Annotated in this window: 14 protein-coding genes; 9 read left to right on the top strand and 5 right to left on the bottom strand. The window is 73.3% G+C overall.

What is annotated here, in order from left to right; all coding sequences use genetic code 11:
- Positions 1–49: 49 nt before the first annotated feature.
- Both G7075_RS10285 and G7075_RS10280 read right to left on the bottom strand, forming a co-directional pair.
- Positions 50–739, bottom strand: coding sequence for a hypothetical protein (locus tag G7075_RS10285; RefSeq protein WP_166121558.1), 690 nt, complete (start codon positions 737–739; stop codon positions 50–52).
- On the bottom strand, positions 690–2192 hold the full coding sequence (locus tag G7075_RS10280; RefSeq protein ID WP_166121556.1) for a hypothetical protein: 1503 nt from the start codon (positions 2190–2192) through the stop codon (positions 690–692). Before G7075_RS10280 ends, G7075_RS10285 begins: the two co-directional genes overlap by 50 nt.
- Positions 2193–2311: 119 nt before the next feature.
- Here G7075_RS10280 and G7075_RS10275 point away from each other — a divergent pair, with 119 nt between their 5' ends.
- The 8 genes from G7075_RS10275 to G7075_RS10240 all read left to right on the top strand — a co-directional run bounded on the left by G7075_RS10275 (position 2312) and on the right by G7075_RS10240 (position 12296).
- The gene (locus tag G7075_RS10275; protein ID WP_166121554.1) at positions 2312–3913 is read left to right on the top strand and encodes a hypothetical protein; all 1602 of its coding nucleotides are present in this window, start codon (positions 2312–2314) and stop codon (positions 3911–3913) included.
- 1462 nt (positions 3914–5375) lie between these two features.
- The gene (locus G7075_RS10270; RefSeq protein ID WP_166121552.1) at positions 5376–5555 is read left to right on the top strand and encodes a Flp family type IVb pilin; all 180 of its coding nucleotides are present in this window, start codon (positions 5376–5378) and stop codon (positions 5553–5555) included.
- Between the two features lie 97 nt (positions 5556–5652).
- Positions 5653–5853: a Flp family type IVb pilin gene (locus G7075_RS10265; RefSeq protein ID WP_166121550.1), complete on the top strand. Its 201-nt coding sequence runs from the start codon at positions 5653–5655 to the stop codon at positions 5851–5853.
- 166 nt (positions 5854–6019) lie between these two features.
- The gene (locus G7075_RS10260; protein WP_166121548.1) at positions 6020–6802 is read left to right on the top strand and encodes a Flp pilus assembly protein CpaB; all 783 of its coding nucleotides are present in this window, start codon (positions 6020–6022) and stop codon (positions 6800–6802) included.
- On the top strand, positions 6799–7977 hold the full coding sequence (locus G7075_RS10255) for an AAA family ATPase (protein WP_166121546.1): 1179 nt from the start codon (positions 6799–6801) through the stop codon (positions 7975–7977). Before G7075_RS10260 ends, G7075_RS10255 begins: the two co-directional genes overlap by 4 nt.
- A complete protein-coding gene (locus tag G7075_RS10250; RefSeq protein WP_166121544.1) occupies positions 7974–9374 on the top strand; it encodes a CpaF family protein in 1401 nt (466 codons plus the stop codon). The genes G7075_RS10255 and G7075_RS10250 overlap by 4 nt, the downstream gene beginning before the upstream one ends.
- Positions 9371–11383: a type II secretion system F family protein gene (locus G7075_RS10245; protein ID WP_240917536.1), complete on the top strand. Its 2013-nt coding sequence runs from the start codon at positions 9371–9373 to the stop codon at positions 11381–11383. The genes G7075_RS10250 and G7075_RS10245 overlap by 4 nt, the downstream gene beginning before the upstream one ends.
- Position 11384: 1 nt before the next feature.
- The gene (locus G7075_RS10240; RefSeq protein WP_240917535.1) at positions 11385–12296 is read left to right on the top strand and encodes a type II secretion system F family protein; all 912 of its coding nucleotides are present in this window, start codon (positions 11385–11387) and stop codon (positions 12294–12296) included.
- A 79-nt stretch (positions 12297–12375) separates the two neighbouring features.
- Here the strand turns inward: G7075_RS10240 and G7075_RS10235 are convergent, their stop codons facing one another.
- Genes G7075_RS10235 through G7075_RS10225 form a run of 3 tightly spaced genes read right to left on the bottom strand, consistent with a single transcriptional unit; the run spans position 12376 to position 14647 of the window.
- Positions 12376–12864 carry a response regulator transcription factor gene (locus G7075_RS10235; protein ID WP_166121542.1) on the bottom strand — a complete coding sequence of 163 codons (489 nt, stop codon included), beginning with the start codon at positions 12862–12864 and terminating at the stop codon, positions 12376–12378.
- Positions 12846–13031: a response regulator transcription factor gene (locus tag G7075_RS10230; protein ID WP_166121540.1), complete on the bottom strand. Its 186-nt coding sequence runs from the start codon at positions 13029–13031 to the stop codon at positions 12846–12848. Before G7075_RS10230 ends, G7075_RS10235 begins: the two co-directional genes overlap by 19 nt.
- Positions 13032–13048: 17 nt before the next feature.
- Positions 13049–14647, bottom strand: a complete 1599-nt coding sequence (locus G7075_RS10225) for a sensor histidine kinase (RefSeq protein WP_166121538.1) — start codon at positions 14645–14647, stop codon at positions 13049–13051.
- A gap of 109 nt (positions 14648–14756) precedes the next feature.
- Between G7075_RS10225 and mtrA the strand changes: the two genes are divergently transcribed.
- On the top strand, positions 14757–15434 hold the full coding sequence (gene mtrA, locus G7075_RS10220) for an MtrAB system response regulator MtrA (RefSeq protein ID WP_166121536.1): 678 nt from the start codon (positions 14757–14759) through the stop codon (positions 15432–15434).
- Position 15435 lies beyond the last annotated feature (1 nt).

The following is a 15435-nucleotide window of genomic DNA, read 5'->3' as shown; positions in this document are numbered from 1 at the left end:
GCCAGGGCCAGCCACGGCAGGAGCCATCCGCGCCGGGCCGGCGCCGGGGTCACGGGAGGACCCAGCCCGTCGCGACCTGGTCGAGCAGTGACACCGCCCGCCGGTCGCCCTCCGCGGTGACCGTGAGGCCGGTGAGGAAGGCCGTGGTGACGCGGTCGCCGGAGGACTCCTTCTCGGTGGGCCCGGACACCCGGACCACGAGGTCGGTGACGCCGCGGCGGGCGTCGACGCTGAGGGACAGGCGGGTCGGCACGTCCGGGGAGGCCGTGACCCGCGCCAGCACCGTGTCGCCGTCGCTGACGGTCAGCTCGCGGCTCGAGGTGCCGACCGCGCGCACCTCCATCGCCATCGAGACCCGGACGGGTGCACCGGGGTTCGCGACCGAGAGGCCGCCGAGCGGACCGAGGTACTGGCCGAGCTCGCCGTCGACCTCCTCGGGCTCGAAGCCGCCGACCGACACGAGCACCGGCTCGAGGAGCTGCGCGCGCCGGGCGGCGTCGCCCTCGCCCGCGGCGCCGGCCCTGCGCAGGTCCCAGGCGACGAACGTGCCGTCGGGGGTGCGGGCCACGGGGTTGCCCCACGCGGCGGTGAGCCGGCCGGAGGGGTCCTGCGCGGCCGAGAAGCCCTCGGTGTCGACCTCGAGGGCGCAGAACCCGGCCGAGCGCAGGTCGGCGGCGAGCGCGTCGAGGTCACGGGTGTCGACCGCCGACTGCCAGGTGCTCGCCGCGGTGCCGCGCATGGCGGCGACGCTGAACCTCAGGTCGTGCGAGGCGAGGTAGGGCTTGAGCTGGTCGTAGCCCTCCATCCGCTCCGGCCCGAGCGTCTCGGGGTAGGGCAGCACGGGGATCTGGAAGACCCGCAGCCGGCCCCAGGGTCTGCTCCAGGGACGAGGTGTAGGCCCGCAGCCCGGCCATCTCGCGGTCGATCGCCCGGTGGTCGGCGGCCAGGGCCGGGTTGGTCTGGTCGAGGCTGCCGACGACGACGAGCAGACCGGCGACGAGCCCGGCGGTGAGCACCCCGCGCCGGCGCTGCAGGCGGGTCAGCCACGAGCCCACCGCCAGCAGCGCGAGGACGAGGACGAACAGCGACATCCGCGACCACGTGCGCACCTGCGGGGTCGCGAACACCGCGACGAACGACCCGAGCCCGCCGACCGTGTAGAAGAGGAACGCGACGAGCATCAGCCCGGACCACCGGGAGTGCTCGGCACTCGCCCGCCGCCCGGCGAGCAGGGCGAAGAGGCCGATGAGCGCGAGGCCGACCATCCCGGCCGTGCCGACGACCCCGAGGGCCGAGGTCTCGACGGTCGCGCGGGTCGCGGTGCGGTAGGCGAAGGTCAGGTACTCCAGGCCCGGGACGCGGTGGCCGGGCCAGGGCAGGACGAGGTCCATCAGCTTGCCGGCGAACAGCTCGGACTCGGCGGGGTTGCGCTGCGCCGGGACCCGGCCGGTGACGAGGACGCCGTGCGCGCCGAGGCGGGAGGCGGCCAGCGGGAGGGCGATGCCGACGACGATGCCGGCCATCACCGCGAGGCCCCGGAACAGGTCGACGGGCGAGCCGACGACCCGGCGGGCCACGGCGGCCACGAGCAGCAGCACGAGGGTGAACGCGACGTAGTAGACCCCGCTCAGCCCGACGACGAGGACCGCCGCGACGGTGACGAGCGTGCGGCCCCCGCGCCACCGGGGCGTGCCGGTGCCGGCGGGGGTCAGCAGGGCACGCCCGCGGGCCACCTCGAGCACGAGCCACATCGCGACCGGCACCACCCAGTACTGCGCGAGGTAGAGGTGACCGAAGCGCTCGGCGTGCCCGGGGGCGTTCGCGAACAGCACCCCGACGACCAAGCCGGCCGGCCGCGAGAGGTGCTGGCTGCGGGCGAGCAGGTAGCCGGTGGCGCCGGTGAGTGGGAAGGACAGGACGAAGTAGACGCTGCCCGCGGCGAAGGTGCCGGGCAGCACGAGGTCGAGGGCCTTGATCACGAGCATGTGCACGACGTTGAGCTCGGGGAAGAGGGAGCCGTTCTGCCCGAACGGGAACCCGAGGTCGGGGTTCGACCAGTACCAGCCGTGGTCGTGGATGTCCTTGAGCTGCATCGAGATCTGGGTGTGGTCCCAGCCGAGGGCGATGGGGTTCTGCGGGTTCCACTCCCAGAGCCGCAGCGACCAGGCGCCGACGGCGAACGCGACGAGCACCGTCGCCGCGAGCCACGCCGTCTCGGGCGTGCGTCGAGGTCGTGTCGCGGTCGGGGGGCCATGGTCGTCGATTATGGTCGAGCAGCCGTTCCGACCCCGGCAGCTCGAGGATTCCCGTCATGTCGCGGACCCCCGCACCCGCCCGCAGAGGGGCCCTGCCGCTCGCGACGGTCGTCGCCGGTGCCTGGGTGCTCGGCCTCGCGTGGTTCGTGGTGCTCGGGGCCGACCTGCTCTGGGTGGTCGCGCTCGGCGACTCGGTGCGCGCCACCGGGTCGGTCCCCGACGGGGTGCCGTTCGCCACCGCGCCGCAGGCCGGCTGGCACAACCCGATCGTCCTCGCCGAGCTCCTGCTCTCCCTCGTCGACGGGCTCGGCACACCGGCTCTGGCCGCGCTCCAGCTCGTCCTCGTCGGGGTCACCCTCCTCGTGGTGCTCGCCGACGGGCGCCGCGCCGGGGGCGGTGAGCTGCGTGGCGCCCTCGTCGTCTCGCTCCTCGTCGTCGGCGCGTCGGCCGGCTTCGCCGTGACCCGGCTGCCGTCGCTGTCGCTCGTGCCGTTCGTGCTCGCCGTCGCGGTGATGCGCCGCCAGCACGAGCACCCCGACCGGGGCGTCTGGTGGCTCGTGCCGCTCGTCCTGCTCTGGGGCAACCTGCACGGTGCGGTGCTCGTCGGGCTCGCCGTCCTCGGGGTCTTCCTCGTCCTCTCACCGGGAGGCGGTCCGTGGCCGCGCCGGGTGGGGGTCGGCGTGGGGGCGGCCCTGACCCTCGTGCTCACCTCGGCCGGCACCGGGACGCCGGCCTACTACCTCTCCGCGCTGCGCAACGAGGCCGCCGCGCGGCACACCGACCTCTGGGCCCGGCCGAGCCTCGGGCACCCGCTCGACGTCGCGATGCTCGTCGCGGCCGCGGTCCTGCTGCTCCTCGCGCTGCGCGGCCGGCCGGCCCTGTGGGAGTGGGTCGCCGTCGCCGGGCTCGCGGTCGGCACGGCCTCGGCGGCCCGCAACGGTGTCTGGCTGCTCCTCTTCCTCGCCGGGGCGGCGATGCGCGCCCGCCGGCAGCCCGAGCCCGAGACCGAGCCCGAGACCGAGGGCGGGTCCGAGGTGGTGCCCGAGCGGAGGCCCTCGCTCGGCCGGCGGCTCGCGGCGCCACTCGTCACGGTGGTGGTCGTCGGGGTCGGTGCCGGCGTGGTGCTCGCCGGCCGCGGGACCTCCGTGGGTGCACCGGGGGAGCGGCTGGTGCCCATCGTCCGGGAGGTCGCGCAGGGACGCCCGGTGCTCGCGGTCGAGCCGCTCGCCGAGACCCTGGCCCGCGACGGGGTGCGGGTGTGGGCCGCGAACCCGGTCGACGCCTTCCCCGCGAGGTCCAGGCCGACTTCCTCGACTTCCTGCACGACGGCACGGTGCCCGAGGCGGCCGACGTCGACGTCGTCGTGCTCGCCGCCGACGACGCGCGACCCCTCGTCGACGGTGGCGGTTGGCGCCTGGTCCGCGAGGTCGACGACGTCGCCGTCCTCGAGCGCACCTCGTCCTAGCCGCTCAGCGGGTCCAGAGCGACCAGGTCGCGTCGCCGGCGGTGCGGGTCCAGCCGCCCGCCGACCCGAGGGCGCGGTCGAGCGGTTCGCCCACCCGGACGACGACGGCCCGCACGCCGTGGGCATCGGCCACCGACGGCCAGCCGGGGCGCGCCCGCTCGAGGACCTCGTACTCCGCCGCCCGGCCGGGTGAGTAGACCTCGGCCCGCAGGTCGCGCAGCACCCGGACCCGGGGGTGCGCCCACAGCACCCAGCCGGAGGCGTAGGCGTCGACGACCGTGGGGGTGCCGTCCGGCAGCCGGTCGACGGCCGCGTCGACGGCGGCGGGCAGCGGACCGTCCTCGTCCCCGCCGAGCACGACCCCCGGCACGAGGAGCAGGGCCACCGCGGCGACGAGGGCCGGCAGCCACTCGCGACGGACCGGCTCCGCCGCCCCCGCCGCCCCGACCGACCCCCCGGACGACACCGTCCGGGACGAGCGGGCCAGCGCCGGCGCCAGCAGCAGCGCCCCGAGGGCGATGGTGCGCACCGACGTCGCCGCCAGCCCGACCCCGGCCGCGACGAGGAGGAGCGTGGCGACGTCGACCCGCCGCGCCCGCACCAGCCGGACGAGCACGAGCAGGGCGAGGACCACGACGAGGACGAGCAGCGGGTTGCCGGGCGAGGGGGCGCGCCACTCGGCCACCGTGCTGCGGGCGGCGACCCCCACGGCGAACGGCTGCAGGAGCAGCCCGGGACCGAGGGGCGTCAGGGCCGGGACGAGGGCGCAGCCGGCGAGCACGAGCCCGAGCAGGCCCCACCGCACCGGCCGACGGGGACGCTCGAGGGCCAGGCCGACGAGCACGAGCGCCCCGAACGCGACGCCGAGGGGCCACGACCCGTGGACCATCGCCCACAGCCACGCCACCGGCACGAGCAGCCACCGGGCCCGGCCGTCGGCGAGCGTGCGGCACCAGAGCAGCAGGGTCAGTGCGGCGAGCACGACCCCGGCCAGCTGCGGGCGCTCGCCCCAGGCGGCCGAGGTGGCGAGCAGCGCGGCGGTCGCGATGACGACCGCCCCCAGCGGGCCGGCCCAGAGCCGCGCGGTGGCGTGCAGCAGGCCGGCCAGGGCGAGCAGCAGCAGGGCCCGCACGAGGTGCACACCGGTGACCCCGGCGACCTCCTCGACGACCGAGAGCCCGCGTTCGGCGAGCCACTGGGTGGGGACGTACACGCGGTCGGCCAGCAGGGCCAGCGGGTCCGGCAGCACCCCGAACCACGTGCCGGACCGCAGCTCGGCGCCGATCCGCAGGTGCAGCCACAGGTCGACGTCGGGCCGGCCACGCAGGCGCACCAGCTCGGCGACGAGCACCACGCAGACGCCCCACGCGATCCAGACAGCACCTGTGGCAGAACGCTTTTCGCGCTCCGCATCAGTCTCGCTGGTCGTGCTCGTGGTCATCGCCGGCTTCCGTCGGGAGGGGTCGGGGGAGGTGTCGAGCATGGCAGAACCGGCCCCCGGCCCCCCTCCGGACCGATCGGCCGAACGGTTGACCCCGGTGCGCCGTACGGGCGGCCCAGCACGGACCCATCGGCGTATGTCGGCGGAGCGTCGGACCTGACAGCGTTGTGCTTGCTCGACAGCACCCCTCCAGACCGAAAAGGAAACACCCGCCATGACCAAGGCTCTCGTCAAGTTCCAGGCCAAGCTCGCCGACATCCGCTCCGAGAAGGGCGCCACCGCCGTGGAGTACGGCCTGATGGTCGCGCTCATCGCGGTCGTCATCATCGTCGCCGTCGCCCTGCTCGGCACCCGCCTCAGCACCATGTTCAACACGGTGTCGAACAGCATCTGATCCACCGGATCGCCAACGAGTCGGGGCGTCGGTCACCGTCGGGTCACCGACAGGGCCGGCGCCCCGAACCACTTCCGAAGGACAGGTGACACCCCTGATGACCTCCCTCCTGACCCGGACCTCGCTCCGCGTCCGACACGACGTCGAGCGCGCCCTCCAGGCCCACCGCGAACACGGCGCCACCGCCGTCGAGTACGCCCTCATGATGGCGCTCATCGCCCTCGTGATCATCGCGTCCGTCTTCATCCTCGGCCGCAACCTCTCCACCTTCTTCCGCGACGCCGCGACGAGCATCTGACCTCACGGCCCGACGGCGCCCCACCCTTCTCCGCACCCGCCACCACCTCGGCGCGGCGCGGGCCCCGGTCTCCGGGTCGCACGCACGCGACCCGAGGCCAACCCAGACCTCCGCGCGACCGGGTCGCGCCGCCCAGCACCCCCACCTCTGTTAGGACAAGGTTTCCATGGGTCGTCGTATCCTCGCCATCCTCGCGGCTGCGGTCATCGCCCTCGTCGGCGCGGTCCTCGTCCTCGTCTACGCCCGCGGCGCCGACGCCCGGGCGGTCGCCGCGGCCAGCCCCTCCAAGGTCTACGTGTCCACCTCCGTGGTGGCCGCCGGCACGACGCTCAAGGACGCGGTGCGCCTCGGACAGCTGACCCAGACCGATGTCGCGGCCCGGGCCAAGCCCGCCGGCGCGCTCGAGACGGTCGACGAGAACAACAGCGACCTGGTCGCCCTCACCGACATCGCCCCCGGCCAGTACGTGCTGGCGTCCGGGTTCGGCGACACCCCGCTCGGTGAGAAGGCGCTGCAGGTGGGCGCCGGCAAGCTCGCCGTCTCCGTGCAGCTGCAGGACCCCGCCCGGGTCGGCAACTTCGTGCGGCCCGGCTCGATGCTCACGATCTTCATGACCTACGAGCTGGCCAAGCTCGAGAAGAAGACCGGCGGCAGCACCGAGAAGACCGACGTCGGGTCCGGCACCTCGATCCTCCTCGACAACGTCAAGGTCATCGCGATGGGCGATGCCTCGCTGACGCCGGTCCAGACGACGGGCGAGGGCGGCGACCCCGCCCAGCAGACGGCGAGCTTCCTCGTGACCCTCGAGGTGACGCCCGAGCAGGCGGCCCGCCTCGTCCACGGCATCAACAACTACACGCTCTACGCCGGCCTGCGCGGCTCCGAGCTGAAGATCGACCCGAACCTCGCCGTGAGCGACCTGACGATGTTGAAGGACAAGGTCCGGTGAACATCCTCTGGGACCCGGACCCCACCGCCCTGGAGCGGTACCGCTTCGCCCTCGGTCCCGACACCACCGCCCTCGACTCCTCGGGCATGGTGGCTCGGGCCCTGCACGACAACCCGCAGGTCGAGCAGGTCGTCATCGGCGCGGACGTGCCCGTCGAGGAGGCCTGCCAGCTCTCCGAGGCGGCCCGCCTGGACCGGCCCGAGCTCGGGGTCATCCTCCTGCGCAGCCGGATCGACGTCGCGACGCTCTCGCAGGCGCTGCGGGCCGGTGTCCGCGAGGTCGTCGGCGCCGACGACCACACGGCCATCGCCGACGCGCTGCGCCGCAGCCGCGAGCTGACCTCCCGCCTCATCGGCCACGCCGGCGGCGGGACCTCCCGCGAGGGCAAGGTCATCACCGTGTTCTCGGCCAAGGGCGGGGTCGGCAAGACGACGCTCTCGACGAACGCGGCCGTGGCCCTGGCGAGCGAGGGGCACCGCACCCTGCTCGTCGACCTCGACCTGTCCTTCGGCGACGTCGCCATCAGCCTCCAGCTCGTGCCGCACCAGTCGATCTTCGACGCGGTCTCGATGTCGGGGAACCTCGACGAGGAGGCCCTGCGCAGCCTCGTCACCCGGCACGAGCCGAGCGGCCTCGACGTGCTCTGCGCGCCGAACGACCCGGGCGACGCCGACCGCATCCCCGTGCCCACCGTCGCCGAGGTCATCAAGATCGCCCGGCGCCACTACGACTACGTCCTCATCGACACCCCGCCGTCGTTCACCGAGCACGTGCTGGCCTCGATCGACGTCTCGGACGCCCTCGTGCTCATCGCGACGCTCGACATCCCCGCGGTGAAGAACCTGCGCGTCGCGCTCGACACCCTCGACATGATCGGCAGCCCCAAGGACGCCCGGATCATCGTGCTCAACAAGGCCGACACGAAGGTCGGGCTGCGCCCGGAGGACGTCGAGTCCGCCATCAAGACCGGCATCGCCGTCAACATCCCGAACTCGCTGACCGTCCCCGCGTCCGTCAACCGCGGCGTACCGATCGTCCTCGACGACCCCAAGGCGCCGGTCACCGTCGCCATCAAGGACCTCGTCGACAACCACATCCGCACCCAGCGCAGCGGCGAGGAGCCCGACCACGCCGACGCCGCCGCGCGCAAGGGCCTCTTCAGGAGCCGTCGATGAGCCTCGCCGACCGTCTCGACAGCGTCCGCCGTGCCCAGGCGGCCGCCACCTCCCAGACCGACACCACGGCCCAGGTCGCGACGGCCCGCCCCGGCCACGTGGCCCGCCGCCGGGTCGTCGACCCGTTCGCGGAGGTCAAGGGGCGCGTGCACCAGGCCCTCATCGACAGCCTCGGGCCGCGCCTGTACGACCCGCACCTCGCCGAGGCCGAGCTGGCCCAGCAGGTGCGCACGACGCTGCAGGAGACGATCGACGCCGAGCAGACGCCGCTCAGCCACGCGGACCGCACCCGCATCGCGCAGGAGGTGTCGGACGAGATCCTCGGGCACGGCCCGCTCGAGCCGCTGCTGCGCGACCCGGACATCTCCGAGATCATGGTCAACGGCGCCGACATGATCTACGTCGAGCGCTCCGGCAAGCTCTACCGGGTCGAGACCCACTTCTCGAACGAGGCCCACCTGCGCCGGGTCATCGACAAGATCGTCGGCCGCGTCGGCCGCCGCGTCGACGAGGCCAGCCCGCTCGTCGACGCCCGCCTCCCCGACGGCTCGCGCGTCAACGCGGTGATCAACCCGATCGCCCTCGACGGCGCGATGCTCACCATCCGCAAGTTCTCCCAGGACCCCTACACCGACGCCGACCTCATCGCCTTCGGGACGATCACGGCCAGCGTCCGCGACTTCCTGCGGGCCTGCGTCATCGGCCGGCGCAACGTCATCATCTCCGGCGGTACGGGCTCGGGGAAGACGACGACGCTCAACGTCATCTCCGGCTTCATCCCCGAGGACGAGCGCATCGTCACCATCGAGGACGCCGCCGAGCTCCAGCTGCACCAGGACCACGTCCTGCGGCTCGAGTCGCGCCCGGCGAACATCGAGGGCAAGGGCTCGATCGCCATCCGCGACCTCGTGAAGAACAGCCTCCGCATGCGGCCCGACCGCATCGTCGTCGGTGAGGTCCGTGACGGCGCCGCGCTCGACATGCTCCAGGCGATGAACACCGGCCACGACGGCTCCATCACGACCGTCCACGCCAACACCCCGCGCGACTCGCTCTCCCGTCTCGAGACGATGGTCCTCATGGCCGGCGTCGAGCTGCCGGTGCGGGCCATCCGCGAGCAGGTGGCCGGCGCGGTCGACCTCATCGTCCAGCAGGCCCGCCTCAAGGACGGCTCGCGGCGCATCGTCGCGATCACCGAGGTGGTCGGCATGGAGGGCGACGTCGTCACGCTCCAGGACATCTTCACCTTCGACTGGTCCGCCGGGCGCGACGAGAACGGCCGCTTCCGCGGGACGCTCGTCTCGACCGGGCTGCGGCCGAAGTTCCTCACCGACCTCCAGGACCTCGGGGTCGAGGTCTCCCCGCAGCTCTTCGTCCCCGGGGCGAGGCTGGCGTGAGGGCCCACCCCGTCCGCTCCCTGGGCCGGCGGCTGTCCGCCGCGCCGGTGGCGCTGGCCACCCTGGCGGCCATCGTGGTGCCGGTGCTCGGTGCCCCCGCGGCGCTGGCCGACGACGGGATCCCGTCGACCCTCAGCGACGTGCGCGTCGCCAAGGACACCGTCACCGCCACCCTCGTGCTGCGCCCGCGCAGCGCCGTCAAGGTCGACTGGAAGAGCGTCACCGCGACGTTCGGCTCGCGGCTGGTGCCCGTCAAGGTCTCCGAGCCCTCGAAGCAGCCGCGCGCGACGATGCTCGTCATCGACACGAGCGGCTCGATGGGTGCCTCGGGCATGGCCACGGTCCGCGCCGGTGTCGCCAAGTTCCTCTCCGAGGCGCCGTCCGACGTCAAGGTCGGTGTCGTCTCGTTCGCCTCGACCAGCGGCATCGACGTCTCCCCGACGACCGACCGCGCCAAGGTCTCGCGGGCCGTCAACTCCCTGCGCTCCGGCGGGGAGACCTCGCTGTACAAGGGCGTCCAGGACGCGGTGCGCGGCCTCGGCACGAAGGGCGAGCGCAGCATCATCCTCCTGAGCGACGGTGGCGACACCGTGGCGTCGATGGAGGGCGGCGACGCCCGCTCCGAGAACCAGCGGCAGGCGGCGCTCAGCGCGCTGACGAAGGCCAAGGTCCGGGCCGAGGTCGTCTCGTTCAACTCGGGCGAGGCCAACACCGCCGTGCTGCGCCAGTTCGCCTCCGCCGGTGGAGGGTCGGTGGCCAACGCCGCCGACCGGGCCGCCGTCTCGTCGGCGTTCTCGGCCGCGGCCATCGCCCTGAACTCCCAGGTGCGCCTCACGATCACCCGCCCCGGGGACGTCGGTGGCGAGCAGACCCTCAAGGTCGACGGCACCGCGTCGGGCCAGTCCTTCCACAACACGTCCCCGCTGAACCTCGGCGACACCGCTCCCGTCGTCGTTCCCGCGGACGACGGCCCGCTCGTCGTCCCCGACCTCGACGAGACGCCGGCCGCGCTCGCCTCGCTGACCGCCGTGTCGCCGGCCCTGCTCGTGCCGGCCGTCGCCGTCGTCTTCATCGGCATCTTCGTCCTCGCGGTCGCCTTCGCCGGCCCGACCTTCCGCAGCAAGCGCAGCGAGCGCATCTCGGCCATCGACGACTACGGCCTCGGCAAGGCCCGCACGCCGCAGCGGCAGGCGGCCAACGCCTCGGCCATCAGCGAGTCGATCGTCAGCATGGGTGAGCAGCTGATGGAGGGTCGCGACTCCACGACCCGCACGATGGAGCTGCTCGTGCGCGCCGACCTGCCCTGGCGCGCGGGGGAGTGGCTCGTCATGCGCCTCGTCGCCGTCGTCATCGGCATCGCCGGCGGCATCCTGCTTCTCGGCTCGCACCCGATCATCGGGGGAGTGCTCGGGCTCGTCGTCGGCGCCATCGCCCCGCCGTTCGTGCTCCGCTTCCTCGCCAAGCGTCGCTCGCGCAAGTTCGAGTCGGTGCTCCCGGACGTCATGATGCTCGTCGCGACCTCGCTCGCCTCGGGCTTCAGCCTCCTCCAGGCGCTGGACTCGGTGGCCAAGGACGCCCCCGAGCCGGCCGCCAAGGAGTTCAGCCGCGCGCTGGCCGAGGCCCGCATCGGCGCCGACGTCAGCGACGCGCTCGACAAGATGGCCCTGCGGATGGACAGCCACAACATGCGCTGGACGACGATGGCCATCCGCATCCAGCGCGAGGTCGGCGGCAACCTCGCCGAGACGCTGCGGACCACCGCCGCGACGCTGCGCGAGCGCGAGATGCTCCGCCGCCAGGTCAAGGCGCTCTCCGCGGAGGGTCGCCTCTCGGCCTACGCGCTCGTCGGCCTCCCGATCGGCATCTTCTTCTACAGCATGTGGGCCAACCACGACTACGTGAGCATGCTGTGGACGCGCACGCTCGGCCTGTTCATGCTCGGCGGCGGCATCGTCGCCATCGGGCTCGGCATCCTCTGGATGCGCAAGATCGTCAAGATCGAGGTGTGACGTGATCCTCCTGCTCGCTGCCGTCGTCTTCATCGGCGTCGCGCTCGTCCTCCTCGTCCTCGCCGTCGGGATGGGAGCCAACAGCTCGACCGGCGTCGCCCGCTCGCTCGAGCTGCTCGACCACAAGCCCACCGTGCGCGAGGTCGCCCGCAACGAGCTCGGGGTCCAGGAGCGCCTGCTCGCCCCGATGCTCGAGAAGCTGCGTGGCTTCTCGGCCCGGATCTCCCCGGCCGGCACCGGCGGCCGCATCGCCCGCAACCTCGACCGCGCCGGTAACCCGCAGGCGTGGACCGTCGAGCGGGTCATGGGCGCCAAGGGCCTCGGCCTCATCGTCGGCTTCGTGCTCGTGCTCGTCCTCATGGGCTTCGAGCTCAAGGCGCTGCTCATCGCGATGGTCGCGGGCGCGGCGGGCTTCTTCCTGCCCGACCTGCTCGTCTACAACGCCGGCCTCAAGCGGCAGAACGAGATGCGCAAGGGCCTGGCCGACGCGCTCGACATGCTCACCGTGTGCGTCGAGGCCGGGCAGGGCTTCGACGCGGCCATCCTCCAGGTGGCCCGCACGGTCACCGGTCCGATCGCCGGCGAGTTCGCCCGCGTGCTGTCCGAGATGCAGATCGGCAAGTCCCGCGGCGAGGCCTTCTCCTCGCTCGGCGAGCGCACGACCGCGCCCGAGCTGAAGAACTTCGTCTCGACGCTCGTCCAGGCCGACCGCCTCGGCCTGCCCATCGCCGGTGTCCTGCGCGAGCAGACCAAGGAGATGCGCGTCGTGCGCCGTCAGCGTGCGGAGGAGCAGGCGCAGAAGGTGACCGTCAAGATCCTCTTCCCGCTGCTGCTGTGCATCTTCCCGGCTCTGTTCATCGTCATCATCGGGCCCGGCGCCCTGCAGATCATGGACGCCTTCTCGAACATGTGACCCGGAGCGCCCGCGCTCCCACCCGACGAAACCGGTGCCCTGGCACCGGTTTCGTCGGTTCGTCCGCCGGCGGCGCGTCCTAGGTGCGGTCGACGTCGGCGACGAGGCCGAGCCGGACGGCGGCGATGACCGCGCTCGCCCGGTTGTGGGCGCCGAGCTTCTCGTAGATCTTGCCGATGTGGGTCTTGACGGTCGACGGGCTCATGAAGAGCTGGCGGCCGACCTGGGCCACCGACGCGCCCTCGACGAGCAGCTTGAGCACCTCGGTCTCGCGGCTGGTCAGCGTCGTCTGCGGCGTCTCGTGCTGGCGGCGCATCGCCTCGGCGAGGCCGCTGGCGGAGAACTCGAGCGGGAAGTCGGCCGCGCGGCGCACCGCCGAGAGCACCTGGTCGGCGGGCGCGCTCTTGCGCACGAGCGCCGAGGCCCCCGCGTCGAGGGCCTCGAGGAGGGTCGAGTCGTCGCTGAGCATCGTCAGGACGACGAGCCCGATGTCCTTGGAGCGCTCGCGCACGGCCCGCACGAGCGCCAGCCCGCTGCCGTCGGGCATCGTCACGTCGATGACGGCCACGACCTTGCCGGGGGCGGGGTGCGCAGCAGCCGGTCGAACAGGGCCCGGCCCTCGGCCAGCGACCCGGCCTGGCCGACCACGCTGATCTCGGGCTGGGCGCCGAGCATCCCGGCAACGGCCTCGCGGACCACCGCGTGGTCGTCCACGAGCACCACGCTGATCGTCACGGCTCTTCTCCTCGGCGTTAGGTGGCCCGGAGCGCACCCGCGGTGGACGGCTCCTCGACGGTCAGGTTAACGGTGGTGCGCCCATTAGGCTCGTTGCGCACCACGAGTGTCCCGTCGAGTTCGTCCAGCGTCGTGTTCCGGTAGGAGCGCCGGGCCCGCCGCGGGTCGCCGTCGTGCGACACGTCGACGACGGCCGGACCGACCACCGAGGTGGCCAGGCTGACCCAGGCGTTGCGGGCCCCGGACGCCTGCGCGTCGGCCAGCACGTCCATGACGAGGCGGTGCACGAACATCTCGACCCGGGGGTCGAGGCGGCGCCGTCCCTCGCTGACGGTGATCGTCGTGCGCACGCCGGTCATCGAGCCGAAGCTCTGCACGGCGGCGCCGAGCACGGCCCCGAGCCCGGTGCCCGGCCGCTCGGCGACGCGCAGGTCGGTGATGTGCAGCCGCAGGTCGGCCATCGCCTCGCTCAGCTGCTCGCGCAGGGCGTCGAGCTGGTCGCGCATGCCCTGACCGGGCGGACCGGCCTGCATCCGCAGCGCGTCGACCCCGTAGCCGAGGGCGGCCAGCTCCTGGGCGATGCCGTCGTGGATGTCGCGGGCGATGCGGTTGCGCTCCTCGAGGCTGGCGTACTGCCGCAGGTTGCCGAACAGCAGGCCGGCCTGGACGGTCGGGGCCAGGCGCCGGGTGACGTCGGAGACGGCGCTGCGCTCGGCCTCGGTGAACGGGTGGTCGATGCCGCGCTCGACGACGACGACGGTGGTCGGGCCGGTGCCGTAGGCGAAGGGGACGACGAGGGCGCTGCGTCGGCCCATCTCGTCGCTGAACGGGACCTCGGTGGGGCGCCAGCTGGCCGAGTTCTGCGCCAGCAGGTCCGACACCGCCTCGGCGAGGTGCCACGGCGCGCGGGTCGAGCCGCGCAGCGCGACGGGTACGAGGTGCTCGGAGTCGGACGCCACGAGCACGGCGCTGCGCGCGGAGGGGACCTCGGCGGCGAGCAGGTCGAGGGCGAGGGTCGCGCCGGCGGGGGCGTCGAGGCCGGTGGCCATCTCCTCGGAGAGGTCGTGCAGGCGCTGGATGAGCTGGATCGCCTCGCGCGCGGCCGGGTCGGACAGCTCGTGGCCCTCCTCGGAGGCCAGCCGCTGGTTCCACGCCCCGAGCGCCCCGAGGACGAGGGCGGCGGCGAGCCAGGCGACGAGCCCCACCTGGAGCCCGGCGTCGTCGGCCCCGGTGTTCGACTTGGTGAGGAGGTAGACCAGGCTCCCGACGACCCCGGTGAGCAGGTAGCCGATCCGGCCGAAGCGGGTGCCCGCGTGGTAGCTCGGCACGAGGATGAGCAGGGCCGCGGCGACGTCGACGAGGGCGTAGCCCGCCCCGGCAGCGCCCGCGCAGAGGCAGAGCAGGGTGAGCACGACGGTGTCGAGCAGGCCCTGCCGGGAGATCGGCATCCGGTCGAGCGCGCCGACCACGAGGTCGAGGACGACGACGGCCACGAGCCACGGCAGGGCGACCAGCAGGTTGTGCGAGCCCACGGCGAGGGAGACGCTGAGGACCACGAAGGCCAGCCGGATGGTGGCCGACGCGTCGAGGCGCGAGAGGCCGAGGGTGTGGAGCACGCCCACAGGGTACGGCCGGGACGCCCCGGACTCCTGCGTTTCGTGGGTCACGAGGGCCGTTTGTGTGATGATGGGGCCGCTGTCAGCGCTCGGGGAAGGACGGGACAGGGTGAAGGGTCGCGTGCTCGTCGTCGACGACGACCTGGCACTGGCCGAGATGCTCGGCATCGTGCTGCGGGGTGAGGGGATCGAGACCGAGCACGTCGCCGACGGCGGCGCGGCGCTCGAGGCGTTCCGGCGCTACCGTCCCGACCTCGTCCTGCTCGACGTGATGCTGCCGGGCACCGACGGCCTCGAGGTCTGCCGCCAGATCCGGTCCGAGTCCGGGGTCCCCATCGTCATGCTCACCGCCAAGACCGACACCGTCGACGTCGTCGTCGGCCTCGAGTCCGGGGCCGACGACTACGTCGTCAAGCCCTTCAAGCCCCAGGAGCTCATCGCCCGGGTCCGGGCCCGCCTGCGCCGCGGCGACGACCCCGCGCCCGAGCGGCTCACGATCGGTGACCTCGCCATCGACGTCGCCGGCCACTCCGTCGTCCGCGACGGCGCACCGCTCAGCCTCACCCCGCTCGAGTTCGACCTGCTCGTCGCGCTCGCCCGCAAGCCGTGGCAGGTCTTCACCCGCGAGGTGCTCCTCGAGCAGGTGTGGGGCTACCGGCACGCCGGCGACACCCGGCTGGTCAACGTCCACGTGCAGCGGCTCCGCAGCAAGATCGAGCACGACCCGGAGCACCCCGAGATCGTCGTCACCGTGCGGGGCGTGGGGTACAAGGCCGGCAAGGCCTGAC

This window comes from Phycicoccus sp. HDW14, assembly GCF_011383005.1.
In the GTDB taxonomy this organism is placed as follows: Bacteria; Actinomycetota; Actinomycetes; order Actinomycetales; family Dermatophilaceae; genus Phycicoccus.
Note: the sequence above shows the minus strand (reverse complement) of the source record. Positions and strands in the feature narration are given on the sequence as shown.